The organism is Sphingomonas sp. ID1715 (assembly GCF_013044515.1).
Lineage (GTDB): Bacteria > Pseudomonadota > Alphaproteobacteria > Sphingomonadales > Sphingomonadaceae > Sphingomonas_B.
In genome coordinates this window covers 27,028-51,111 of record NZ_JABEPR010000009.1, presented here as the reverse complement: position 1 = coordinate 51,111, position 24,084 = coordinate 27,028, and the positions used below count along the sequence as shown (strand labels likewise).

General features: G+C 64.2%; 29 protein-coding genes. 22 read left to right on the top strand and 7 right to left on the bottom strand.

What is annotated here, in order from left to right:
• The first annotated feature begins 101 nt into the window (after positions 1-101).
• From HJG53_RS16635 to HJG53_RS16610, 6 genes are all read left to right on the top strand, one after another.
• The gene (locus HJG53_RS16635; protein ID WP_019054546.1) at positions 102-500 is read left to right on the top strand and encodes a DoxX family membrane protein; all 399 of its coding nucleotides are present in this window, start codon (positions 102-104) and stop codon (positions 498-500) included.
• 643 nt (positions 501-1,143) lie between these two features.
• Positions 1,144-1,473 carry a single-stranded DNA-binding protein gene (locus HJG53_RS16630; RefSeq protein WP_171132328.1) on the top strand — a complete coding sequence of 110 codons (330 nt, stop codon included), beginning with the start codon at positions 1,144-1,146 and terminating at the stop codon, positions 1,471-1,473.
• Positions 1,474-1,529: 56 nt separating this feature from the next.
• Complete coding sequence (locus HJG53_RS16625; RefSeq protein WP_019054544.1) at positions 1,530-1,859, top strand: hypothetical protein; 330 nt, start codon at positions 1,530-1,532, stop codon at positions 1,857-1,859.
• 29 nt (positions 1,860-1,888) lie between these two features.
• Entirely contained in the window at positions 1,889-2,491 is a 603-nt protein-coding gene (locus HJG53_RS16620) for a hypothetical protein (protein WP_019054543.1), read from the top strand.
• Positions 2,492-3,264: 773 nt separating this feature from the next.
• On the top strand, positions 3,265-4,344 hold the full coding sequence (locus tag HJG53_RS16615; protein WP_019054542.1) for a DUF2493 domain-containing protein: 1,080 nt from the start codon (positions 3,265-3,267) through the stop codon (positions 4,342-4,344).
• Between the two features lie 199 nt (positions 4,345-4,543).
• On the top strand, positions 4,544-5,110 hold the full coding sequence (locus tag HJG53_RS16610) for a hypothetical protein (protein ID WP_019054541.1): 567 nt from the start codon (positions 4,544-4,546) through the stop codon (positions 5,108-5,110).
• 4 nt (positions 5,111-5,114) lie between these two features.
• Here the strand turns inward: HJG53_RS16610 and HJG53_RS16605 are convergent, their stop codons facing one another.
• A complete protein-coding gene (locus HJG53_RS16605; RefSeq protein ID WP_019054540.1) occupies positions 5,115-5,366 on the bottom strand; it encodes a hypothetical protein in 252 nt (83 codons plus the stop codon).
• Between the two features lie 581 nt (positions 5,367-5,947).
• On the opposite strand from HJG53_RS16605, the gene HJG53_RS16600 reads away from it, so the two are divergent.
• Together HJG53_RS16600 and HJG53_RS16595 are read left to right on the top strand one after the other, a co-directional pair.
• A complete protein-coding gene (locus HJG53_RS16600) occupies positions 5,948-6,439 on the top strand; it encodes a hypothetical protein (protein WP_254447843.1) in 492 nt (163 codons plus the stop codon).
• Positions 6,440-6,804: 365 nt separating this feature from the next.
• Positions 6,805-7,029 carry a hypothetical protein gene (locus tag HJG53_RS16595; protein ID WP_019054538.1) on the top strand — a complete coding sequence of 75 codons (225 nt, stop codon included), beginning with the start codon at positions 6,805-6,807 and terminating at the stop codon, positions 7,027-7,029.
• Positions 7,030-7,146: 117 nt separating this feature from the next.
• Here the strand turns inward: HJG53_RS16595 and HJG53_RS16590 are convergent, their stop codons facing one another.
• Positions 7,147-7,365 (bottom strand): hypothetical protein, encoded by a 219-nt coding sequence (locus tag HJG53_RS16590; RefSeq protein ID WP_019054537.1) that lies wholly within the window; start codon positions 7,363-7,365, stop codon positions 7,147-7,149.
• 481 nt (positions 7,366-7,846) lie between these two features.
• Between HJG53_RS16590 and HJG53_RS16585 the strand changes: the two genes are divergently transcribed.
• The 7 genes from HJG53_RS16585 to HJG53_RS16555 all read left to right on the top strand — a co-directional run bounded on the left by HJG53_RS16585 (position 7,847) and on the right by HJG53_RS16555 (position 15,963).
• On the top strand, positions 7,847-8,137 hold the full coding sequence (locus HJG53_RS16585; RefSeq protein WP_019054536.1) for a hypothetical protein: 291 nt from the start codon (positions 7,847-7,849) through the stop codon (positions 8,135-8,137).
• Positions 8,127-10,433, top strand: coding sequence for a type IV secretion system DNA-binding domain-containing protein (locus tag HJG53_RS16580; protein WP_024020798.1), 2,307 nt, complete (start codon positions 8,127-8,129; stop codon positions 10,431-10,433). The genes HJG53_RS16585 and HJG53_RS16580 overlap by 11 nt, the downstream gene beginning before the upstream one ends.
• Complete coding sequence (gene mobF, locus HJG53_RS16575) at positions 10,433-13,477, top strand: MobF family relaxase (protein WP_019054787.1); 3,045 nt, start codon at positions 10,433-10,435, stop codon at positions 13,475-13,477. Before HJG53_RS16580 ends, mobF begins: the two co-directional genes overlap by 1 nt.
• 50 nt (positions 13,478-13,527) lie before the next feature.
• A complete protein-coding gene (locus tag HJG53_RS16570; protein WP_019054788.1) occupies positions 13,528-13,728 on the top strand; it encodes a hypothetical protein in 201 nt (66 codons plus the stop codon).
• Between the two features lie 17 nt (positions 13,729-13,745).
• The gene (locus HJG53_RS16565) at positions 13,746-14,249 is read left to right on the top strand and encodes a DUF2726 domain-containing protein (protein ID WP_019054789.1); all 504 of its coding nucleotides are present in this window, start codon (positions 13,746-13,748) and stop codon (positions 14,247-14,249) included.
• A gap of 7 nt (positions 14,250-14,256) precedes the next feature.
• Positions 14,257-14,904: a hypothetical protein gene (locus tag HJG53_RS16560; RefSeq protein WP_024020800.1), complete on the top strand. Its 648-nt coding sequence runs from the start codon at positions 14,257-14,259 to the stop codon at positions 14,902-14,904.
• A 141-nt stretch (positions 14,905-15,045) separates the two neighbouring features.
• On the top strand, positions 15,046-15,963 hold the full coding sequence (locus HJG53_RS16555; RefSeq protein ID WP_019054626.1) for a hypothetical protein: 918 nt from the start codon (positions 15,046-15,048) through the stop codon (positions 15,961-15,963).
• 167 nt (positions 15,964-16,130) lie between these two features.
• Here HJG53_RS16555 and HJG53_RS16550 read toward each other — a convergent pair whose 3' ends face one another.
• From HJG53_RS16550 to HJG53_RS16540, 3 genes are all read right to left on the bottom strand, one after another.
• On the bottom strand, positions 16,131-17,126 hold the full coding sequence (locus tag HJG53_RS16550) for a hypothetical protein (protein ID WP_026150008.1): 996 nt from the start codon (positions 17,124-17,126) through the stop codon (positions 16,131-16,133).
• 203 nt (positions 17,127-17,329) lie between these two features.
• Complete coding sequence (locus HJG53_RS16545) at positions 17,330-17,569, bottom strand: hypothetical protein (protein WP_157410331.1); 240 nt, start codon at positions 17,567-17,569, stop codon at positions 17,330-17,332.
• Positions 17,570-17,667: 98 nt separating this feature from the next.
• On the bottom strand, positions 17,668-18,837 hold the full coding sequence (locus HJG53_RS16540) for a tyrosine-type recombinase/integrase (RefSeq protein WP_019054629.1): 1,170 nt from the start codon (positions 18,835-18,837) through the stop codon (positions 17,668-17,670).
• Between the two features lie 57 nt (positions 18,838-18,894).
• On the opposite strand from HJG53_RS16540, the gene HJG53_RS16535 reads away from it, so the two are divergent.
• The 4 genes from HJG53_RS16535 to HJG53_RS16520 all read left to right on the top strand — a co-directional run bounded on the left by HJG53_RS16535 (position 18,895) and on the right by HJG53_RS16520 (position 21,040).
• A complete protein-coding gene (locus HJG53_RS16535) occupies positions 18,895-19,065 on the top strand; it encodes a hypothetical protein (RefSeq protein WP_019054630.1) in 171 nt (56 codons plus the stop codon).
• Positions 19,066-19,071: 6 nt separating this feature from the next.
• Complete coding sequence (locus HJG53_RS16530; RefSeq protein ID WP_019054631.1) at positions 19,072-19,806, top strand: hypothetical protein; 735 nt, start codon at positions 19,072-19,074, stop codon at positions 19,804-19,806.
• A 313-nt stretch (positions 19,807-20,119) separates the two neighbouring features.
• Entirely contained in the window at positions 20,120-20,362 is a 243-nt protein-coding gene (locus HJG53_RS16525) for a hypothetical protein (protein WP_242496070.1), read from the top strand.
• 3 nt (positions 20,363-20,365) lie between these two features.
• The gene (locus HJG53_RS16520) at positions 20,366-21,040 is read left to right on the top strand and encodes a nucleotidyl transferase AbiEii/AbiGii toxin family protein (protein ID WP_011950417.1); all 675 of its coding nucleotides are present in this window, start codon (positions 20,366-20,368) and stop codon (positions 21,038-21,040) included.
• On the opposite strand, the gene HJG53_RS16515 is transcribed toward HJG53_RS16520, so the two are convergent.
• Both HJG53_RS16515 and HJG53_RS16510 read right to left on the bottom strand, forming a co-directional pair.
• Entirely contained in the window at positions 21,037-21,345 is a 309-nt protein-coding gene (locus HJG53_RS16515) for a hypothetical protein (RefSeq protein WP_011950416.1), read from the bottom strand. The two genes, HJG53_RS16520 and HJG53_RS16515, sit on opposite strands and share 4 nt — an antisense overlap.
• A 72-nt stretch (positions 21,346-21,417) precedes the next feature.
• Positions 21,418-22,032, bottom strand: a complete 615-nt coding sequence (locus HJG53_RS16510) for a hypothetical protein (protein ID WP_017184756.1) — start codon at positions 22,030-22,032, stop codon at positions 21,418-21,420.
• 221 nt (positions 22,033-22,253) lie between these two features.
• Between HJG53_RS16510 and HJG53_RS16505 the strand changes: the two genes are divergently transcribed.
• Genes HJG53_RS16505 through HJG53_RS16495 form a run of 3 tightly spaced genes read left to right on the top strand, consistent with a single transcriptional unit; the run spans position 22,254 to position 24,057 of the window.
• Positions 22,254-22,655: a hypothetical protein gene (locus HJG53_RS16505; protein ID WP_017184757.1), complete on the top strand. Its 402-nt coding sequence runs from the start codon at positions 22,254-22,256 to the stop codon at positions 22,653-22,655.
• Between the two features lie 6 nt (positions 22,656-22,661).
• On the top strand, positions 22,662-23,081 hold the full coding sequence (locus HJG53_RS16500; RefSeq protein ID WP_011950414.1) for a hypothetical protein: 420 nt from the start codon (positions 22,662-22,664) through the stop codon (positions 23,079-23,081).
• Between the two features lies 1 nt (position 23,082).
• The gene (locus HJG53_RS16495) at positions 23,083-24,057 is read left to right on the top strand and encodes a CBASS cGAMP-activated phospholipase (protein WP_011950413.1); all 975 of its coding nucleotides are present in this window, start codon (positions 23,083-23,085) and stop codon (positions 24,055-24,057) included.
• The last annotated feature ends 27 nt before the right edge of the window (positions 24,058-24,084 follow it).

Below are 24,084 nucleotides of genomic sequence, written 5' to 3'. Positions count from 1 at the left end.
GTTGCACGCCCGCACGGGCGCTAGTCTTCAAGAAGCCCGCCCGGGTAGACGCACGACCTTTCCGTGCGTCCTCCTGTCATGGCGAGGCCGATCACAGGGGGATGCTCATGAACGACCGAGGGCTATTTCTCGCACGATTGTTCCTTGGCATCCCCTTCATCGTATGGGGTGCGATGAAGCTCATGGGCGGCGCGGCCGCCCTCGTTCCCGGACTTGCAGCCATCGGCCTGCCCGACCCCCTGATCTTCGCCTATCTGATCGGCCTTTGCGAGCTTGTCGGCGGGATCGCGATCGTCCTGGGTTATCCCGTCCGCACGGTTGGCATCCTGCTCGGGCTCTGGTGTCTCGCCACGGCCAAGCAGGCGCACATGGGCAATCTCACCGAAATCCTGAAGAACGCGACCATGGCGGGCGGCTTCTTCCTGATCGCCGCGACCGGCGCGGGCTCCCTCTCCCTGTTCCGCGGGATACCGCCAGGCCGGCTCGCCCGTCTGCGGTAGATAGCCTCGCCGTCCTTCCCGGCTTTCCTCGCCGATAGGCCGCATCGAGCCACCATCTTGGCGACAGGCGGGCCGGCCCGACCGCAGGAAGCGTCGCCGAGGTCTCTGCCTGCCGACCGCTGATATCGCTCGAGCCGGAGCACCCGTCGCCGTGCCGCGGTGCGCTGTCCTCTTGCCGGACGATCCAGCGCCATGCCCTTCCTCGTGCATGGCACTCGCCGACCGCTGGCCGGCATGACCTGATGGCATCTCGCCGTCCCGGACGCCGCGCCCTGTCGATCCCGCACACGAGGCCGTCCCCAGACCGCTCGGGCGAGGCCGACAATCCGACGCGCCGCCGCCGTGCAGGGCAGGTGTCTCGCTTTGGCTGACCCCGAGTGAAGACCGTCCATGGCGAGGGCCTTCGCGATATCGCCGGTGGGCCATCCGCTTGAGTGGATGAACGCTACGCCCGTGCGGGGCCTCCGCAACCCGCCATTTTCCGACCGTGTTGAGGCCTGGCGGCCTCTGCCCGCACCACTCGAAAAATGGGGGTTTCCCCTCGCTGGCGCTCGGGTGCGGTGTCCCCTCGATCACGGGCCTTCGGACAAGTTCATCCCAGCGGGATCGGCCCGCTGGCGTGAGACGCGAAAGGCATCAGGCCATGAACAAGGTTTTTCTCTCGGGCCGCATCACCTCGGACATCAGCCGCTTCGGCACGGACAGCAAGGGCGGCGTCAGCTTCAGCCTCGTCACCTCCAAGCCGGTCATCAAGGACGGCCAGGTCCAGAAGGACGACAACGGCTACACCGAGACCTACGACGAGTTCCACACGGTCAAGGCCTTCAACGGCCTCGGCAAGTCGGTCGCCAACCACAAGAAGAAGGGCGACAAGCTCCTGGTGGTCGGCGAGATCCGCTACAGCCGCAACGAGCGCGACGGTCGCACCTACTACAACACCGACATCGTCGCCGAGGAAATCGAATTCCTCTGACCGTCCTTCCGGGCGGTCGCGCGCGGCCGCCCTCCACCTTTCGATGGAGAGCACAAATGTTCACCCTCACCAGCTTCGACGACATCGCCGGCATCGCCCACGGCATCGAGACCACCAACCCCTGCATGGTCGAGCGCATCCGCCGCGCGGCCGACAGCATGGGCCGCCACGAGATCGCCGCCCGCCTTGGCCAGGCGATCACCGAGGCGACCGACGCCGCCCACGCCCGCGACTTCGAGCAGGCGCAGTTCGGCGAAGCCAGCGCCGACGCGATCGTCGACTGCGAATATTATGACGATCTTGCCGCGGCCTGGTCGCTGGTCGCCAGCGAGCACCAACTGATCGTCCCCCATTCCATCTTCGCGCACGACGGGTCGGTCCATTGACCCGTCGGCCTTCCAACAGGACAACGCTCATGCACGCACAATCCACGCCCGCCCGGTCCGCCGACCATTGCTTCGGCATCATCATGCACCACCGCCTCGCCTGGTGGCTGGTCGAATTTCCCGATCTCGATGCGACCCCGCTGCGCGCCCGCAAGCTTTCAGGCCGGCTCACGCCGGCCCTTGCCGACTGGCTACGCTGCGAGACCGGCGATCCGCGCCTCGGCGACGATATCGCCGCGCTCAATCCGGACAGCCGCTGCTGGTCCGGCGAATTCTCCTATGTGCCCGCGGCCGGCGCCGCCGATCTGTTCGACATCGATGCCCATCCCTGGGGCAGCGAGGCCAGCGAACTGGAGACCCGGCTCGCGCGCGCGATGATCGATGCGACACTGCACCCGATCCCCTCGGGCTTCATCTCGATCTTCGGTGCTTTGCCGCCCGAGAACCAGCCGGTGCTTGCGATCCGGTTGAGCGGCTATACCTGCTCCACATTCGAGCTGATGACGGTACGGTATATGCCGACCTACCGGCCGCGTTCGCCCTGGCGCGACATCTCCGGCGATGCCGTCGGTGACAGCGGCAGCGATATCCTTGGATGGCAGCTCGCCGCCGACTGGATCAGGCCGACCTGATGCCGGCGGCGAGGTCGGCACACGCCGGCCTCGCCCCGTGCCTAGGGCGAGCTTGCCACCCGCCCAGCATCCCCTGAAACTCGCGGCGCGGCGCCCTCGATGGCGGCGCGGGCATTTGCCGTGCTCACCCGCCTCTGACCGGACCGGGTTCAAAGCGAATGTCGCCTCGCGTCACGTCTGCGTGCCGCGCGGTGCTGCGTGCTGGCTGCGGCGTAAGTTGCTCGTGCTGCGGGATCTCACCGATCGATCAGACTTCGTCTGAAAACCGGGCTGTGTGGGGCCGGCGAGGTCCAGGTCATCGGTCCTGCGATAGGGCTGGCCAAGAAGGGTTGGCGCATCCCGCCCTTCGCTCGGGCGAAGGACGGGACCGGGGCTCTATTCGCTAAGCCGCCGCCCGCGCGTGCCGCGCGAGCCCCGGCTAAGCTCACGGAGCCGAAGCGGAGCTTCGTCTCCGCCCTGCCGGGTCACGATCCCACTTGCGGTTGACGAGCGGGGAAGGATTTTCATTCCTATTCCTCTCTTGTGTCTGCCTAGTGTGGCATGCGGGGTTGGCGGTCCGTCGAGCATGAGCGGTCCCCCCAATTTTTGCGTGCGCCCGCTGGCGCGGCCCCCCGAAAAAATCGGCTCCCCCGCTCCCCGCGCGGCGGCGTTAACCCGGGTCCGGCCGCGAGCGGCCGGCTTCCCGGTTAACGTGCCCGACCTCCCTGACCACCGCATGCCCTGAGCCAGGCCTCATCCCGAGGATGAGACATCCAGAACCCATGGAGGCTCACATGACCAAGTCTTTCTCGAACTTCGCAGATCTCGCCAGCTTCATCGCCAGCGAGACGGACAGCCACGACCGCGCCGCCACTTACGAACACGCTTTCATCGAGCATGACGAACGCGCGAAGCTCTCGCCGGTCGACGAGGCCGAGCAGCTCGACATGCCCGACCCGGAGCAGGCCCGTGTGGCCGTTGAGATGGTGATGGCGACGCTGTTCGATGTGTTCCGCGACACGCGCCTCGAACCCTATGCAGCCGATCTCGCCTGGGGCTTCGTGAACAGCTTCCACGTCGTCGCGAAGCGCATCAACGACCGAGAAGACGATGCCGCGAAGGAGCTTGGCGAACTCGCCCGCAACTTTGACCCGAGCGAGATCTACGCCGCGCAGCTCGAAGACGCCCAGCTTCTCTGCCAGACGCTGCAAGGGTGCCGCGATGCGATGGAGTGCATGCGCGACCACGCCTCCGAAGTCTATCGCGTCGAGACCGGACGGCCCTATTCGCCGACCCGCGGCAGCCGGGTGTCCCGAGGCGTCACCGCGTCGATGATCGATGCCCGCGACTATCTCGCTTCCCGAATTCGAGAGCGCCGCGAGCAGTTCGCGCCCGAAGGTCCGGTTGTCGCATTCTCCGGCGGGCAGGTCTGGGAAGACCATGAGGGTCTCTGGCGCGGGCTCGACTCGATCAAGGCGCGCATCCCGGAAATGATCCTCGCAACGACCGCCCAGACCAAGGGCTGCGATGCGATTGCGCAGGCATGGGCGGCAGCGCGCGGCGTGAAGGTCATTCTGTTCAAGCTCGACCGCCGGTTGGGCGCCAAGGCCGCCTTCGTCCGCAACGACCGGCTGCTGGCCCTGAGGCCGGTGGAAGCCGTCGTCTGCGAAGGCTCGGGCATCCAGATGAACCTCGCCCAGAAGCTGCGGCAGGCAGGCGTGCCTCTCCATGTCGTGAAGCTCGATGAGACCGTGAAGGCGCGGCTCGCCCAGCCCAAGACCGATCTCCCGAAGTCCCGCGACGAGTTCGATCCCTGGACGCAGGATGACTACTACCGCGACATGGTGAACGGCGGTCGCCAGCGTCGTCGCTGACGCACCCTCGAGAGGCTCCGGCATCCGCCGGAGCCTCTCTTCTTTCTTGCTGCGAGGAAGCGGCGCACGCGGGCATCGAACCCCCGTGCGCCGCGACTGCAGCGTCCCGCCAAGACGGGCCCGACAAGCTGACCGTGGGCGGCCGCCAGAAAGAGGAGAGGGGAGGGGCAAAGCGCCTTCAGTCGAGGAGACCAAGCCCGTGTCCATCCTGTTTCGCATCACCGAACCGGCCGACGATGCTCTCTCGCCCAGCGCTATCATCACGGCGCGGAAACTCGCGGCGCTCCGGCGGTTCCTCCGCTCCGAGGGAGACCGCATCGGCGTCGCGCTGCTTGAACCCGACGAGTATCTCGGCGACAGCTTCGAGGCGCGCGTCTGTCCGCTCGCGCTCGCCGCCATCACCAGCATCTTCGACCATGACGCCGCCGTGATCGCGGTCATCGAGGAAGCCCAGTTCAGAGGACGGCGCATCGCCATCCATCACTGCCCCGCCAGCGCCGAGATCACGCTGTGCGTCGCCCTCACATCGGATCAGGGCCTCGAACTCGATCTCGCCTATGGCAATGCCTATGCGCTGCTCGAAGCCCTCGCAATCGAGGCGGAAAGCGTCGGCGACATTCCCGTCGAGCTCCTCCGCGCCCGGCTGTCCGATCCGGCCACGCCGAGCCGGGCGGCACTGCGCGGCGTCGATCATTATCTGCCCCGGCTCGAGCGTCTCGTCGCGAGCGCGCCGGCGCATGATGACGCTCGGTTTGCGTGGGCCTGAACGGTCAGTTCGTCGCCGACGGAACGCCATCGACATAACGCTCGAGAAGGCTGTCGATCGCGGCCTGCAGATGACAACAGGCCCTGTCTTCTTCGGCCTCTTCGAGCGCCTTCATCGCCTGCCGCATCAGGACCAGAGCCAGCGCGCGCCGGATCTCCGGATCGTTTCTCAGATGGTCGATCGCGTCCGACGCTTCAGCCGCTCGCGATGCCATCTCCGGCGGACGAGACTCCACCTTCTGCCCTGACTTGCTCATCCCACGCTCCCCGGATGCGCAAGGGCCAAACCCTTGCCGAAACTCCCGCGCTCTGGGCGCGGGAGCCGGGGCTGGTAACACGTCGAGACATGCGCCTACGCTTTTAGCACCGAGGCACCTGGACATATGCGCAGGCACCCCGGCGTGAAACCACACCGAGCTGCCTTTCTCGACGGGATTACCAGTCCCGGCGCCACGGCCTTGGTGGCGCAAGCGCTCGCCTATCACAGAGATGGAACGACACCAAGTTGCCTCTGTGCGAGCCGCTCCTAGACGTGCGATGCGGTCCATCCGGACGCCCGCACGACGCTCGGGGGCAAAGCCAAACCACTCTCACATCTCGGCATCAGACGGAGCTTCATCGCCACAGTTTGACGCTGGGTGTCTCTCGGCCGTCAAGGATCAGCGGTCCCCCCAATTTTGCCGCCGATCCGCTCCGCTACCCGGCAACAAAATCGGCTCCCCCGCTGCCCGCTTCGCGGCGGCCATGCCGTCCCTGACCGCCTCAACACCGCGTCCCGATGAGCCCATCCTCATCGATGAGAGATGGGGAGCACGGCATCATCCTGATGGAGGCTCTTATGGACAACCTTTCCGACGATCTCCGGGCGCTGTTCAACGCTCCGATCTGCCCGTACTGCGCGACGCTCTACGATCCTGAGCATTATGACGAAGTCGATGAATGCGCCCGCTGTTCGAACTGCGGCAGGACATACCAGGTCGCAGCCGAACACCGCCCACAACAGGCGCACACTCCGCAGGACGATCCGCTATCCGCAGCCGCCCAATCGGATAGTCTGGCGCAGTTTCGGGAGGAGGCGGACCGCGTCTCGAAAGCGATGATGCACCAGACCGCCGGCGGCAGCTACGAGATGTATGAGCGGTGGTTCACGGAGGCGCTGGAGCCGACCATCGACAAGCTCGATCCGGCGCTCCGGTCACAGGCAATCGCGATCGCCACCGAGCTTGGCTATATCGACGATCCCGAGATCATGGCCGCCGGTTTCGGACCAGGCCTCTGCTCGATCAGCGGCATCGACGAGAACTACTGCCACTGCGGTCGTCATCCCTGACGCCATCCGGGACCGGGCCTCGCGCTCGGTCCCTTTTCTTTTGCCGCTGGCATCAAGTCCCGGCTCGCTCGCGTGCCGCGCGGACCCGTCGGTCCGCACGCCGCTACGCCTTGCCGGGGTCTCCCGACGAGAGGAAACATCTCTCACAGACTTCCCATTCTGTCGGACGCCCGAGACCGCCTCAAGGACGGCGGGGCCCCACCATTTTCTCCGGCGGATCAGGCGCGGCGCTTCTCCTTCGGCGTCCTGGCCGCCGAAGAAAATCGTGACCCCCACCGCCGCTTCGCGGTCGCTTCGCGATCCTTGACCCGGCCTCGGCCGCCCGACGCGCCGCTCCTGTCATTCAAGACAGACAGGAGCCTATCATGCAGATGATCTCGACCAGCGCCGCCGCCGACAACGCCGCCTTCTTCGCCGCCATCGCGAACGCCGAACGTCGCGCGCTTCACAGCTACTTCGACCAGCATGTCGTGGCGGACGAGGAGGCCGGCTACATCACCATCGACGAGGGGGATTACGGCGCGCTGCCGATGACGATCATCGACCGGATCGTCCATAGCGTGCCGGGCGGGCGGCTTGACGAATTCTGAGACAGACGGGGAGGGGCGCGGGCGCCTCTCCCCTTTTTTTGTGTGGCGATGTTACGGGCATGAGGGGCATCGAGCCCCCCATGCCCGTGCCGCGACAAGGGTCGCGGCGGGGGCTGTTCAGGCCGTCAGGCGCTTTTCCACTTCCTCGATTCCCAGCGACTTTATGCGGGCGACCAGCCCACTCAATCGCTTGCCGTCGAGCTTGAGAAGACCGGTCTTCTCGATCGCCTGTATCGCGGCCTCGCGTTCCTTCTCTTCCAGTCGTTGCCGCCGCTCTTCCAGCTTGCGGCCTTCTTCTTCAAGCGCGGCTCTTTCCTGTTCCAATGTGCGTGCCATGATGGGCCTCTTGGTTCACGCTGATCGGGCTATGAACGGTCCGACTATAGGCGCTCATCGAGCCTGCCGAAAGCGCTGAAACGCACCCGCGATCGCGTGGTCCGTCAATCGCCAGCCGGCATTTCCTTCCGACCGCAGGCCGGCACGGAGCCCCGCCGGAGGCGCTATCCCAACCATTCCGAACGCGTCCTGGACGCTCCGAGGGTCTGGACTCAGCCCTGGTGCAGAGAAGCACACCGAACGCACCTTCGGTGCATAGGTTCTGGAACAATTCCAACCGGTTATGGCGTTTCCGCTCGGTGGGACACTGTGGGACATGGTTTCGCCGTTCCCGAAACCCACGGAAATCCGCCATTTTCGCGTGTTACAGGCGCACACGCTTGCTGCGGGGAAGCCGATTTCCTTGCTCCACCACAGCGATTGCGCTATAACCCGGACCGGTTTCTGAGACCCCACCAGCCTCCCTGCTAGGAGGCTCGGTTTGACCATCCCCTACAAGCACTGCTCGGTCCGGCTCGACCGCGGCAAATATGATCGCCTCGTCGCGCTCGCGGCGGAACGCGGATGCACGCCATCGGACCTGCTGCGCGCGGCCGTCGATGCCTTCCTGGGATCGGGCCAGTTGCTGAGCTCCAGCCATCGCCGGATCGCCCGCATCAGCGAGTTCCAGCAGCTCGCGCTCGACATCATCATCCGCGAGCAATTCCCCGAATATCGCGATCGCATCATCGCCGAAACCGACAAGCGATTGGAGCAATATCATGGCGCGTGAGGACATCCGCACGGACGGGCGTCCCGTCCCGCTCACCCATCATTCCGCGCGCGGCCGCGTCCAGCGCAATGCCGGTAATTTCACCCGCGGCAGCCAGCTTCTTACCCACGAAATGCTGATGTGGTTCTCGGGCACGAAACTCCCCTTCATCCTGTGGTTCTTCGCCTTCCTCGCAGCCTGGTTCATCATCATGTCGATCAAGCTCGATGAGCATGGCTTCCAGCTCGTTTGCATGAAGATCTACGCGACGCTCTGGAACTGGGTCGATCTCAATCCGAGCAAGCGCGTCAACGTCACGCTTCCCAATGGCGAGATCCTGCGCACCGTGATGAAAGCGGTGCCCTATGTGCCCGAGGTCATCACCGCCTGGGCCGTCGCGATGCGCGGCCTCATCGGCGCCTTCCTCGTCTCGATCTTCATCACCATTCCGGCGGCCATCTGGTTCGTCGACATCTCGCACCGGCGGGGGCGTTCGATCCTTCAGGAACGCCATGAACGCGGGGCCATGCTGGTCGACCGCACCGTCCTCCTTGCAGAGATCAATGAGCACAACCGGATCAAGTTCGAAGAGGAAGCCGCCGACCTCTTCCCCAGCCTGTCCCCGCGGCAGGTTCTGGCGCTCCCGTTCCGCGCGCGCAAGGAAGCCGGCATCCATCATCCCTACACGCTCGCCGGCATCCCCTTTCCGCACCGCACCGAGCAGTCGCATGCCATGCTCATCGGCACCACCGGCTCGGGCAAGACGACGGAGCTGAGGAGCCTCGTCACCCAGATGCGGGAGCGTCAGGACACGGCGGTGATCTTCGACCTGACAGGGGCCTATGTCGAAGCCTTCTACGATCCCACGCGCGACACGATCCTCAATCCGATGGACGCGCGCTGCCCGGCCTGGTCGATCTTCAACGACTGCCGCACGCACAGCGAGTTCACCGCCGCCGCGGCGGCGCTGATCCCGTCTGACGGCGGCTCCTCCGAACCCTTCTGGGCGCTCGCCGCGCGCACGCTCTTCATCGAGATGTGCATCCGCCTCATGGAGCGGGGACAGACCAGCAACCTCGCGCTGTCCGAGAACCTGATGACGGCCGACCTGAAGCGCGTTCACCGCTTCCTCGCCAACACCATCGCCGATCCGCTGACCGCCCCAGAAGCGGCCCGCATGGCGGAATCGATCCGCGCCGTCTTCAACACCAACGCGCAGGTCCTGCGCTTCCTGCCGGACGAAGGTGAGCCCTTCTCGATCCGCGACTGGATCACCCGCGACAAGAAGCCCGGCTCGATCCTGTTCGTGACCTCGAACTATGTCGATCTGCCGATGAACCGGGCGCTGCTGACGCTCTGGATGGACCTCGCCATCAACCGGCTGATGACGCTGCCGCGCACGCGCAGCCTGCGCACATGGTTCATGTTCGACGAGCTCGGCGCTCTCCACCGCCTGCCCGCCATCGAGAATGGTCTTCAGACCGCCCGCGCGTTCGGCGGTGCTATGATCCTCGGCATCCATAGCTTCGAGAAACTGGTCGAAGTCTATGGCGAGCAAGGAGCGCGCAATCTCGCCTCGCTTGCCCGCTCCAAGCTTATCCTCGCGACCGCCGATCTCGACACGGCCGAGCAGTGCGCCCGCTACATCGGCAACCGCGAGGTTCGGCAGATGGATGAGGCCTATAGCTATGGCTACAACAACACCCGCGACGCCTCGACCCTGACCCCGCGCAAACAGGTCGAGCCGCTCGTCATCGCCGACGACATCACCAACCTGCCCTCGATGCACGGCTTCGTGAAGTTCCCCGACGGCTTTCCCGCGGCGCGGATCCTGCTCGAGTGGAAAGACTATCCCCAGGTCGCCCAGGGCTTCGTCCAACGGCCCGATGTCGGGCCGGTGCGGTCAAAGCGCGGAGAGGAAGCGTTCGACGAGGATGGGGCAGGGGAGGCAGGCGGGCGCGACGGCTCGTTGCAGGTGGTGGAAGAGGTGGCCGAGACCACCAATCTCGCCCGCGATCTGGCCGCGCGCATCCTGTCGGCCGAGGTCGAGGAGGAGGACGATGCCGCCCGGCGCGCGGCCCAGCGCGCCGACGATCGTGACGAACAGGCGACGCCCGGCACCCATGCGGCGGACAAGGCGGCAGCGGCGCGCACCGGCGGCGAAGAACAGCCGGTCTCCGCGCGCGACAGGGATGACCGCCGCGATGGTCATCGGCACGGCGAGACCAGCCCGCAGGTCGAGGATCTGACGCTGGTTGAGCTGCGCCAGGCTTTCGCCAGCGGCCGCGACGATGACGGCATGGATATGGGCATCTGATGCTCTCGGTCGCCGGCGTCCGCTCCGCTTCCGGTGCCGCGAACTATTTCGCGAAGGACGACTATTATACGGTCGAGGGATCCTCAGAGATCAGCCTGTGGGCGGGGGAGGGGTCGGAAGACCTCGGTCTGTCCGGCGAGGTGTCCAAGGACGCGTTCGAGGGCGTGCTCAATGGCATCCTTCCGAGCGGGGAAGCGGTCGCCCAGGTCGAGAACCGGCGCGCGGGCTACGACCTCACCTTCTCGATGCCGAAGTCGGCCTCGATCATGGCCTATGTCGCCGGCGACAAGCGCGTGCTTGAGGCCAATATGGCGGCCGTCAAGCAGACCATGGCGTGGGTCGAGAAGAACCTCGCCGAGGGGCGGCGCGACATCGAAGGCCGCAAGGTGCCGGTCCAGACCGGCAATCTCGTCTATGCGCTGTTCCAGCACGACACCAGCCGGGCGCTCGATCCCCAGGCGCATATCCATGCGGTGATCGCCAATCTCACGCGCATGCCCGACGGCAAATGGCAGGCGCTCCATGCCGACAAGCTCTGGAGCCACAACAGCATAATCGGCTCGATCTACCACGCCTTCCTGCGCGCCGGGCTCGAGCGGATCGGCTATCAGGTTGAGCTCAAGGGCAAGCATGGCACGTTCGAGATATCGGGTGTCCCCAAGGCTGTCATCGGCGAGTTCAGTCAGCGCCGCGAAGAGATCCTCGATCACGCGACGCGGTTGGGCATCAAGTCGCCCGAGGGCCTGCGCGAAATCACCAAGCGCTCGCGCGATCCCAAACTCGATGTCGAGGATCGCGCGGCGCTCAAGCAGGGCTGGATCGACCAGGCTGCGGCCCACGGCTTCGACGGCAAGGACCTGCGGGCGGCGGCCGAGGCGCGCGCAGGGCTAGCGGCTCCGGAAAGCGCCCTGGAGCGCGGCTACCGCGCCATCGTCGATGCCGTGGATGGCGCCCGCCAGACCCTGGGTGCGCTGCTTCGTCCCCAGGATCCTCTGGTGGACAACGCGCTCGCCCGGGCGGTCAAGTCGCCGGGAGAAGCACGCGCGCAGCTTGCGGTCGCGTCTGCCGTGCGCATGCTCTCCGAACGCGAAGCCGCCTGGCCCGTCAATCTGCTGAGCAAGACCGCGCTCGATCTCGGCCTCAAAGGCGTCACCGTCGACATGATCGAGAAGCGGATCGATCGGCTGGTGCAGAACCGTCAGCTCATCCCCGGCGTTGCGACCGCCGCGGATCGGACGGGCCGCATGGGCACCACGCAGGAGGCTCTGCGGACCGAAGAAAAGATCCTCGGTGCTGTCGAAGAAGGCAAAGGGAAAGCGGAGCCGATCGTGGCGGCAGCAGACGCGCCGCAGCGCTTGCAGGAAGCGGTGGCTCTGCCCCTCAATCCGGGTCAGCTTGCAGCGGCGACAATGATCCTGTCGTCGACAGATCGGACCGTGTCGGTCCAGGGCGTTGCGGGCGCGGGCAAGTCGACCATGCTCCAGGCGGTCGCCCGGGTCGCCGAAGCCGAAGGCCGATCGATCACCGGCCTCGCATTTCAGAACAAAATGGTGGCGGACCTCGGTGAAGGGGCGGGCATCAAGGCGCAGACGATCGCCTCCTTCGTCCTCGCCAATGAGCGTTTCATCACCGAGCGTGACACGCCCCGATATGACGCCGCGCGCGAGAAGCTCGCCGGCACCATGTTGCTGGTCGACGAGACGTCGATGGTCTCGAGCAACGACATGCTCAAGCTCCACCAGATCACGGCGGCCCTGGGTGTCGACAAGCTGGTGCTGGTCGGCGATCGCCAGCAGCTCTCCTCGATCGATGCCGGCAAGGCCTTCGCCATGATCCAGGTCGGCGGTGGCACCGTGGCGCGCATGGACCAGAATATCCGTCAGCGCACCGACCAGCTGCGCACGGTCGCCGCGCTCGCCAATATCGGCAAGGCCGGCGCGGCGATGAAGGTGCTGGGGGAGCGTGTCGTCGAGGCAGCCGACCCGGCGGCCGCTGCCGCCGACATGTGGCTCGGACTTGACCCGCAAGAGCGCGAGGCAACCGCCGTGTTCGCGTCGGGCCGCGATGCGCGCGCCATCATCAATCAGCGCATTCAGGACGGACTGATCGCCGAAGGCAGCGTCAAGGGCGAGGCGATCCACCTCACCGTATACGAGCGCGTCAATACGACCCGCGAGGAGCTGCGCTATGCGTCGACCTACTGGCCGGGCCAGACGCTGGAGGTCGGCCGCGGCGGTGCGCAGGACGTCGGCATCAAGGCGGGCCGCTACGACGTCCTGAAAGTCCATGCCAACGGAAAGGTTGAACTGTCGGACGGTCGCCGCAGGATCCGGTTCGATCCCCAGAAGCTTTCCCCGACCGAGCAGCGCGACCGGCTGCAGCTCTCCGAGAAGAAGGACCTTCAACTCCGCGAAGGCGACCGCATCCGCTGGACCGCCAACGACAAGGAACGCGGTATGCTCAACGCCGCTCTCGCCCGTGTCGTCGGCGTCGATGCCGATGGCGTGAAAGTAGAGACTGCAGACAAGGCGCTCGTGACGCTCGGCCTCGGTGACCCGATGCTGTCTCGGCTCGACCTTGCCTACAGCCTTAACATGCACATGGCGCAGGGGATCACCACCGACAAGGCGATCGGTGTGATGTCGTCATTCGAGCGTTTCCTGTCCAATCAGCGTCTGTTCAACGTCCTCGTCACCCGCGTGCGCGATGCCCTCACGATGGTGGTCGACGACAAGGAGAAGCTTGGCCGCCAGCTCGACATGAACCCCGGTGACAAGACCTCCTCCCTCGAGACGCTCGGTCGCCTCGACATCGACGGGAAGAAGGGACCGGGCGCTCAGACCCTCGAGAAATTCGACCCGGGCCCGATCGATGGTATCGACCTTTCGGACCTTCCACCGATTCCGACCGACCTCCCGCCGCTGCCCGATGGCGCCGCGCCCATGCCGGCCGCGAAGGCCCCGCCAGCGCCGTCCGATCTGAAGCCGGATCGCGGCGATCCATTGCCGCCGCTGCCCGAACGCAGCCTCGGCCTCGACTTGTGAATGGAGAAGCCGCCGGCGCGGTGCCGGCGGCCAAGAGAAGGAGATGAACAATGGGTTGGGAATTCGAGGAAGCCGGCAAGTTCGGCAGCGAGAAGGCGGCAAACGACTATGCCCGGCGAAACGGCCTCGATCCGCGCGACGTCCAGATCACCCGCAAGGGCGAAGAGGTCGAGCTCAACATCCGCCGCTCGGCGCTCGATGGCCGGAATCTGCGGGACAACGGGGAAGGTCGGCGCGACGGCTGGGGCTGAAGGAGAGAGCTGTGAACATGTTTCAACTTCTGGCCTCGCTCCTGCTGGTGAGCGGGCTCGTGGCGCTCGGCTGGTCGCGGCTGTCGGGCAATATTACCCCTCAGCAGCCTCTGGCGCCTGTCGCCAGGCCGTTCATGACGCAACGAGAACAGGCCATGCTGGCGGCGCTCGAACATGTGCTGCCCATGTACCGCATCCATGCACAGGTCGCGATGGGTGCGCTCCTCAAGGTGCCTTCCGTGCCTGGCCGGCGGGTCATCCCGGCAGACTGGAATCCCTTCGCGCGCAAGATCGTCGATTTCGTGGTGGAGGATCCCACCACAGGCAGGGTCATCGCTTTGATCGAGATCGACGACCGCTCGCATGATGCCGAAAAGGATCGGGAGCGCGACGCCATGACAGCCCGGGCCGGCTACCGGACCTTTCGGATTCCCGCCGGTACGGGACCGACCGTCCAGGCCGTATTCGGGGTGATCGGGCATCTTCGCGACGCGGCGCCGACCGCCGCGATCAACGGGTAGCCCGGCCATGGGACTCGATGATCGCGACTATATGCGCGAGCGCTATCGCGACCGTGCGAAGAAAACCCCGACCGGGCGGATGGAAGGCGCCTGGTTCGATTCCGTCAACCGCGGCTTCGACTATCAGCGTAGCCGGTACTGGAGCCTGCGCGGTAATGCCGGCGGGACACTGCGCTGGTTGCCCTTCGCGTTGAGCCTGCTCCTCATTGCCATTCCCTTTTTAGGGGAAGCCCAAAGGGCGGGATGGCTGCCTGACGGCGCGGCGGCAATGCCTTTCCCGGAATCGGGTTCGGTCACCGTCGAAAACGGGGTCACGCGCAAGCGCATTTCCAGCTTCCTCACCATCGAAACCGCGGATGCGAACGCGGTCGTGCAGCTCTTCGATCCGGCATCAGGCCGGCACATCATCTCGGTCTATGTCTCAAAAAACGACCGCATTCGCGTTCCGGTCCCGCAAGGCACCTTCAGGATGCGGCTGATCGAGGGCCAGAAATGGCATGGCCCGGCGCACTTTTTCGGATCGAACACATCCTATGAGACGGTTGCGGAGCTCATGAGCTTCGAGCCGCGGACCGGGCATATCATCGACCTGCATCGCCGGCCCGATGGCAATCTCAAGACGCGCATCATGCTTACCCGGCCTGAGAGCCTCTGATGGAGGCAGCAGAAGCCATACCCGTGTGTCGGGCATCCTTGTTCCGCTCCTGCCGCAGGCGCGACGAGATGGCCGGACTCCGCGAGGCGGGCCTTGCCCGAGGCATTCAAAAATTGTCGGCGCCCTTCAGGAGAAACAGAAATGACCAGACAACCACGCGCCTATGACGCACTGGCCGCCCATCTGGCTCCGGACGATCCGGGCGAGGGGGAGCGCCAGATCGACACGGCGATCCTCACCCTGCAACGCGCGCGCTATGGCCCGCTGAATCGCAGCCGCGCGCTATTCTGGCTTGGCCAGCTCCTGCTTGGGCTCAGCACGGTCATTCTGGGAGCGCGTTTTCTCTGCTGGTTCGAACCACAACTTTGGCAGACCTTCTTTGGGGTTCTTGCCGGCGCCGTTCCGACCGTGGTCGCCAAGGTCGTGTTCGTCGGCGCCTTCCTCCACTTCGTTTATCATTGCACCTTTGGGGCAGTGACGGATTACGGTCCGGCACCCACGCCGCCAGAACCGATTTACGAGTGGCTGGCCGCTCAAGGCAAATCGAACCTGACCTACTGGCACGAAATCTACTGGCCGTACCGCAAGCGTCAGGCGAACCGGAAAGAGATTCTGGGCTTTGTCATCTGGCGAAAGACGCCGTGTCCGCCGGACCGGTATCCGCCAACGCCGGTGCCGGTCGGGGCCGCGCCGGAGCCGGAGAACCCCCACATGGTGTATCTTGACAGCCCGCAGGGGCGTGCGGATCGGGAGGCCTTTCTGGTGACGTTCGAGCATCGGATGGATGACTGGTGGCGGCTCTCATTCAGGCTGACCCTCGCCGTGCTGATCATGCTGTTGGTCGTCATCTACCTCCCCGTCTATCCGGCGACACAGGCGGGCGATCTGATCCGCACCGGCGTGATGACGGCTTTCATTGCGGGGTGCATATTGGCGTTCTTCGGTTTCGGCAGAGTGCCGATGCGCTGGCTCCCTTACCCCGTCCGGCGCTACTGGTTTCGGGGGCTTCCACCCGAGGCAGCGCAATTTCGGGATCATATGATCGCGCGTTCGAACTGATTGCGTGGGCCGCGGCAGGAACAAGGTGCTGGCCACGAACAATGCCAGCCTGTTGAAACGCGCCATCGACGCCAAGTCGCGCGCGAAATTACTGTCTATCATTCATCCAATGAGGAGGGTCTACGACCGCCACGCAGGTACGGTGGCCCAGGAGCCGCAACTGGCATTTAGCCGGCTGTGCTGATGCTGTCCACGAAGTGCTGCTGTATGCTGGTTTCCCAAGGATCATCTTCTCTCGGGACAACGGCCTCAGACCATCCTTTGGGAAGCCGGTTCAGGGCTTTCAGCGCCCCAAGCGCGCGGGCCACGCGCTTGGGGCCGCCGGCACCGGTCATGTTTTTGATGGCCGTGCTCACGCGCTGGCTGCGCGCATGATGGCTCTGCTCTTTCGGATCGATGTCAGCCAGCACGCTACAGAAATCTCCCTCTTCGATTTTCAGTTGCGATAGTGCCCAGGACAGGATGCCCTCAAAGAAGTTCGCCTCCAGCTCGTGCCGCATTCGGACCTCGAGCGCGGCAATGTGTCTCTGCCCAGGGAGAAGATAGGCTGGAAGTCCCTTATTGCCGCTATCTTCCGGACGGGGCTTCCATCGACAGACAATCGTGTCTTCCCAGATCGGCCTGACGAACCAGGACAAGGTTCCGATGAGATTCTTGAGCAATGCCACGAGAGCTTCGCACTCAATGTCCAGAAGGAGCCGCTCCCTTGGCGACAGTTCCTCTGCTCGGTCCACGCGGTGCATCAGGCCGGCGAAATCCTCGATGAAATAGAGTTCATTGTCCGGCCGTTGCATAACCTGCGGGCCCAGGATCGGTGAACGGATCCAGTCCGTATCATCGTCCCCCTCGAAATCGAATCTGGCGATATTGCTATCGAAATCGCAACCGAATGGCTGCCATCGAACCGACAGATTCCCCGAGCGCAGGACGAGCGCATATACGCCGACGCGAGCCCTATCACGGTGAAGTTTCCGCAAATTCCAGTAAGGCATGCTGTGGGCCAGTGCCAAAGCCTGGGCAGAGGGTCCCGTCAGACATGCCTCGATCACCGGCGGTATATTCCAATCCCCCTTCACTCCAAGTTGGACGCGTTTCGCACAATAGAGGGCTGCGCAAGTACCGGCGGATTGTGCGTGGACCAAACCGTCATCGAGCGTGAACATTCCTTCCTCTATCCTTCGTCCGTTCGCTTCAGGCTGGGTTCGACACCGGGACCGTCTCAATCGCCGCCGCAAGACAGGCCCAGACCCGTTCTAGGTCATGTGATGGTCCTGTCAGGTATCCACTTGCCGCAACATGTGGCGCTGCGCTTCGGACGAGCCGTTCATTCGCTCTCGAGATCTTCGCCCCGCTTTTGGCGGGCGCGCTACACCTCATACCCGTGACCCGCGAGAAGTCGAGCCATGCCGGCACCTTCCCAGCTTCCGGGCCGGCGAATGACCATCGCCGCATCCTGCGCCAGCATCGTTAGAAGGTCCGCGGCACTCTCAAGTGGTCCATGAGTCGTTGCGCCATTTCGTGCTTGATCTGCATCGACACAACGCCGCGTAAGTTCGGCCAGGTTCGCCGAATCCTCTTTGCTCAATTCGATCGTGATGGTCGGCAAACTCATTCTCCTCGATTTCTTCGGAAACCGTCCTCGTCGGAGTCTCCAACAATATGAGAGTCTTTGCAAATCCGGCCTGGAAAGGCAGGGCTGGCAGCTCATTTACGGACCCGCGACAAGACGCGTGCGGCAACATTGCTGCGCACGGCGAGCTTGCGGCCATAGCGCAATGCGGTTGTTGGCGAACTCCAGCGCAGGGCCTGCGCGATGCCAGCGCCATCCTCTCCCGCCGCGAAGAGATCCTGGGTAAGGCCGACGCGCAGCGAATGTGTGGACAAGGCCTGGATCGCGTCGTCCAGCTTGCCAACAGCCAGCGTAACCAGTCCCTTGTCATAGGCCGTGAGCGCCACACGGCGGTAGATGCCGTTGACGCCCTGCCGGGTTAGAGATGTCGTTCCGATGGAATAGGTCGTTCGTGCGAGCGCAGTTTCCGGTACGGTTTCCCGTGCGCGACGTCGATCGACCCCGACCCTGCGGAACAGCGGGCCTTCTTCGATGCCGCTTGCAACCAGCCATGCGCCGACGCGCCGCATCGTCTCCGCGGAAAGCCATGCCCAGGCGCCTTCCTGTTCCTGGTCGGTCTTGGAGTAAGGGATGAAAAGCGTCGCCGAGCCATCCTCCTGTGGATCGATTTGTCTTGCCTCCACCATGGTGAGTTCGCTGACCCGCAGGCCGGCATCATAGCCGAGCGAAAGCAGGGCGGCATCCCGCAGCCCTTGCAAATCGCCGCCACAGGCATCGAGCAGCGCGGCAAGGGTAAAACCTTTGGCGGCATGAGGATCGAGTGCCTTGCCCAGCCGCAAGGGCGCTGCCTGGCGCTGGAGGGCACCTTTGCGCCTGCGGACGGCCTTGAGCGCTGCCCGCACCATCGGCGCGTCGGTGGGCGCGGCATCGCCCGTCAGTCCCATCATGCGGTGGACCGAACCGAGACTCGCGATACGTCGCGCGAGGGTCGCGGGCTTTTTCCCCCTGGCATCGAGCGCATTCACATAGCGCACCACATCTTCGGGATCGGCGGGCAGTGGTTTTCGGCTTTCCTCGCCGCACCAGTCACGCCAGCAATCGAGATCGGCGGCAATCGCCGCCTTGGTCGCGTCGGCCATGGCCGAAAGCGTCGTCTCGAGCCCGAGCTGGCTGATCGGCGGCAGATCTGTGGGAACGATGCCGCCGATCGTGCGGAGCAACCGCATATCGACCGTTTCGGCGTCCGCGTTCCGCGACCGCATCGGCAGTGCGGCGTCCTCGGTTCTGACGACGATGATTTCCATATCGGAGGATCTTGTGGAACTCTCAGCCATTGCTCGCTATATGTCATTCTGGAGGACATGATGCAGCTTAACTCGGCACAAGCCTTGAAACTGGGCCGCGAGGTCCATGAAACCTTCGGGAGCTGGAGGAAAGCGCGTGAGGCGGCCGTCCAGCGCAACGGCGTCTATGTCATCGACCGCGAGAAGATTCGCGCCGCCAGGGCCGAGAAGACCGCCGAAACGGCCTAAGCTGGCATGACCTTCGGATATGCGCTGCTCGGCGCGCTCGTTCTGCTGCTTCCGGGCTTCGCTGGTTATTTCGGACTTCGGATCGGGGAAGCGCGCGATTTTGTCTCGCCGCGACCGGATCGGCCGAACTCCAATCTCACTATCTTCCTGGTTGTGGCGCTGGCGCTGGGCGCGCATGTCTTCGGCGCTGGCATCTTCGCGCTCAACGAACTGATCGCGGCCTGGAAGCCACTCATCAGGCTGTCCTACGAACCCAACCCTTATAAGGCGCTGCTCAGCGGCCATGCGCCACAGGGGCTGTCCTCGCTTGCGATCGAACTGGAACTGCTGTTTTTCCTCGGACTGGCGGTGCTGATGGGCTGGATCTGTGAAACGATTGCCCGGACATCGCCGATTACGGCGAGGGCCGATCCGTTGCGCTTCGGATGGCTGTTGCCGATCGTCCAGAAGGTCGAGGCTGGCGGCCATGTCGCCGTCGGTTATGTGCGGACGACCAGCGGCCATGACGGAGCCTGGATCGCCTATGAAGGAAGCGTGCGTCGGCTGACGCTCGACGAGGATGACGGGATTCGCATGGTCGTGCTCGAGCAATGCGACCGCTTCCTGGTCCAGATGAAGGACGGGAAGATCGAGCGCGTTGATATGGAGAGCGCGCCGATCGCCATGATGCACCTGGCCGCCGACCAGATCGCGGATTTCGCGGTCGAACTGTTCGAGGTTCCTGAGTCCGACGCCGAGTGACGCCAGCCGCTCGGTCGCCTGCGGCACAATGCGCGGCACATTTGTGCCGCGTGATTGCTGCAATTTCTTCATCTGCGGAACTTGCCCCTTCCCTGCCGGTTTCGCGCTCCTATACTTACCATAATCTCCCATTATGGTAAGTGAGAAAATCACGCGGGGAGGGCGGTTTACGCGGAGAATCGGCCTTGCACATCCCGCCTGGCCGGATAGCGGATTGGCGCCGTTCTTGTTTTGATAACGCCGAAGCGCTATATGCGCTGAACGATCCACGAGATCATGGTACAGGTTAGAAATGGCAAAGGCGGTAAGCTTGGTGTTGGCGACGGTGAACGCTCCTTATGGGGCGAACCTTTCCGCGCATCAACTCGCTGCGCTGATCGCCGACCCAAAGAGCGCGAGCGATTTCAACGCGCCCGTGTTTTCCTTCTTCTCGGAAGTAAGCCCGGCTCTGCAGCTGCAGTTCGTCGAGGAAATGGGTGTCGACGCCGACAAGGTCTGCGCGGTCGCCGACCAGTTCTCCCACCTCTCGGGCTACGCGCTCCCGCTGGCGGCGTAACGCATGGTCGAGCGCGGCCCAAGCCAGTGGCCGGTCCTGTTCGATCTTGCGATGGAAATCTTCGCCCAATTCGAGGAGAACGTCGGCTTCGTGCCCTCGTGGAGCTTCGGCGGCGGGACGGCGCTCATGCTCCAGATCGATCATCGTGAAAGCCACGACATCGATATCTTCCTTGATGATCCGCAAATCCTGCCTTTTCTCAATCCAGAGATCCAGGATTTCGCAATGACCCGTCGGCCGGACGAATATAAGAGCGACGGGACGCAGGCGCTCAAACTCGCCTTTGACGAACTGGGTGAGATCGACTTCATTTGTTCGTCCGCCATCCTCGATGTTTCCAGTGAGCGCCACGATGTGAGGGGGCGGACGGTCGACCTTGAAACTCCGGCCGAGATTGCAGCGAAGAAAGTTTACTTCCGGGGCTGGAACTTGCAGCCACGCGACATGTTCGATCTTGCTGCCATCGCCGAGCACCATGGTGACGACTATGTCGTGTCAGCATTGCGTGAATGCGGCCATGAGCGATGCCGCAAGGCGCTGGAAGTCGTCGAGAAGGTCAACCCGAAGGCTGTCGAGACGGTGATTGGCCAGCTGCTGTACAGGGAAAAGAACAGCCATCTGGTCGCAGAGGCGCAGGCGATTACGCACCGAATTTTAGGGGCTTCACTTTCCGATTAAGACGGTCGCAGCACGGGCGCGAGGAGCCGTTCGGCACGAGCCGAACCGTATTCCTTCACCGCACGCGCGAGCTGCGCGCTATTCATCTCCCCTGCCTTGGCAAGCGCACGCGGCAGGATGGCCACCTTGTCCTCGGGCAGCCTGTCGATGTTATGGAGGAGGTCGACAAGCAGGACTTCCTTGGACAGCCGCCTGGGCACCGACGGCCGCATCCGGAAATCGTACATCCGGCCATCCAGTTTGAACCGGCCATGGCGTTTGCGATTATAGACCACGGGCTCGTTGTGGAGCTGGGTCGTGCACACGCCAAGCCCATTGAATGCGCTTGGAGAGACCAGCAGGAACCGATCGTCGCCGAGAAATGTGAAGCTGCGATCCTACCGCGCCGCAGCCGCTCGAGGCTGAGCGTGTGCGCCTCGTACATAAGGCTGCCGCCGGTTTTCGCTGGTCACGATGCTCGGCTGAAGCGCGGCGCGGACCGCATCCGTGACCGTATAGACCGCATGACGCTGCGCACCGCGGTTCTCATGGTCCACGAAAAAGCCCTGGTAATGCCGTCTGATCAGTCCTGCCTTCACCAACTCCGACACCGCCCGGCTGATCGCCGTCATGCCGGTTTCGCGGATGCGCTCGCTGAGTTCCGCGTCGACGCGGCGCGCGGCCTCCACCGGATCGCCCGGCAATTCTCCTTTGGCTGCGAGCGCAGCCCGGACCTTATCGGCGGTGGCCCGGCGCTGGTGGTGACGCGCGCCGCTCGGCGCAATCGCCGCGGCCAGCCATTCGCGGATGGGCACCAGAACCTCGCCTTCTCGAACCAGAGGCCCCGCCTCCCCGTTCGTCCGGGCGGCCCTGGCGATGAGATCGAGCACCATGAAGGTGTAGCGCGGCCGACCCGAGTGCTCCGCGATGATGCGCACGATATCCGGCAGGCCAACTACTGGTGCTGGCGCCGGGGTTGGGATCGATGGCGCGAAGAGATCGAACTGAAGCATGGAACGAATCAAGCACAAAGCACGACTCTTGTGAATCCCCCAATCGCTCACAGAAACGACCGAAAGACGTTTTGCCATCCGTGTCACTTTACCCGACCGGTACCTGAAGGGTAAAGTGACGCAGCCGTCATTGATCGATGCATCTGCCCCGTGGCCACAATCATTGACATTTTGTGGCCACGCCCTATAACCATCGTCATTGGCAGCGAAGGTTGGTTGGTATGGACGTGCAGCTTCTAGCCGGAATCGAGAGGATCTGCTCCCTTCCAGAGCATCAGCTAGAGGTTGAACTCGGCAAACTGCTCGAAGGTCGGGCTCCGATGGCCACTATCACCATTCGCGCCGCGCGTGACAGCTTCACCAAGCTGCTTGCGCGTGCGCGTGACGGATCGGTTCAGCTTGTCGGCAAAGACAAGGGAGAGCAGACCGTGATCCTCTCGGTTGCGGCTTTGGCGAATGTCATTAAGGCAGCCGCTGGCGGTATTTCCGCCGGAGAATTTCTTGCCGCCACGCAGTTCCAGCCGTCACGCGGAAAGCTCGTCCATGTCGAGAGCGACGACGACAGCAGCCAGGAATTCACTGTCCGATCCGGAGAAGCTTCCTGGCAGCAGGCCAGCGCCTAAGCGGCCATGTATCTTCTTTCGACCCAATGCCTGCTTGACCGGATCACGGGTCAGGCGCCGGCCTCGATCGATGCGCTGCCTGCCCGAGAGATCCACCTGAGCGCGGTTTCCCTCGGGCAGGCGCTGCTGGCCATCGAGCAAAGCCCGGCGGGTGAACGCCAAGGCCACCGCGATGCGCTGCGCGGCTATGTCGGCATGGTGCGCAGCTTCGATAATATCGTGCCGTTCGACGAAAAGGCCGCCATGCTGTGGCCTGGTCTGCGGGCTCAGAAGCTGATCGCCACCAACCCGGCCGGTGCCGTGATCCCGGTCAGCGAGGCGACGACGATGGTCGTTGCCTCGGCTCTCGCTACCAATCTTGTCTTCGTCGACTATCCGCAGCCCTACCATAGCGGCGTCAGCGGGCTGACGGTGGTGAACCCTTGATATGACCGAGAGCGACGTCGGGATCAGGGAAGGTGCGCGCGCGCAGCCGGCCAAACGGTTCCGCATTCTGGCGCTGACCGGAGGTGGGTATCGTGGCCTCTTTACCGTTCGGATCCTCGAACAGATCGAGCGGACGATCGGAAAGCCGATCAAAGACCATTTCGATATCATCGCCGGCACTTCGATCGGCGGCATCGTGGCCATCGGCCTGGCCCAAGGCATTCGCCCAGCCGTGATCGGCGCCGCGTTTGAGAAGCACGGCCAGGCGATCTTCCCGAAGCGGGGTTTACTCGGTCGCTGGGGGCTGGCGCGCTCGCGCTATGACGCGGCTGGCCTCGCGCAGACGATCGACGCCGTTCTTGGCGAAGCGGGAAAGACGCCCCTGTCCGGCCTGAAGACACCCCTGATCGTGACCGCGGTCGATTTCGGCGCCTGGGCGCCGGCAATATACGAAACCACTGGCATGTCACCGAAGCTCGAAGGAACCTCGCTACGGGACATTGCCCTCGCCACCTCCGCGGCGCCAACCTATTTCCCCGACCATGTGATCGACGGGCATTCCTATGTCGACGGCGGACTGATCGCGAACGCTCCGGATAGTATCGCCCTGATGCGGGCGCTTGGGCGCTATGGGCGCACGCCCCAGGAAATCGACCTCATCAGCGTCGGGACCGCAGGAGAGCTGCGATGGGATGTGCCGCGTGCGCCCAGGCGCCGCGGCGGTGTGATGCTGATCGCAAAAGACGAGCTCGTGTCGAGGACGATGAAGGCGCAGGAGAGCCTGTCGCTCGACCTCGTGCAGTCCGTCCTGGGCTCGAGCTACGTCCGCATCGATAGGGTGCCTTCGCTCCAGCAGCAGAAGGAACTTGCGCTCGATCGGGCAACCGACAAAGCGGCCGAGATCCTGGGACAGCTCGCGCGCGACGCCTATGCGGGAGCCTCGGCGAGCAGCACGTTCAAAGCGATGCTTCGATAGGGGACGGGTGGCGGACTGACCAAGCCT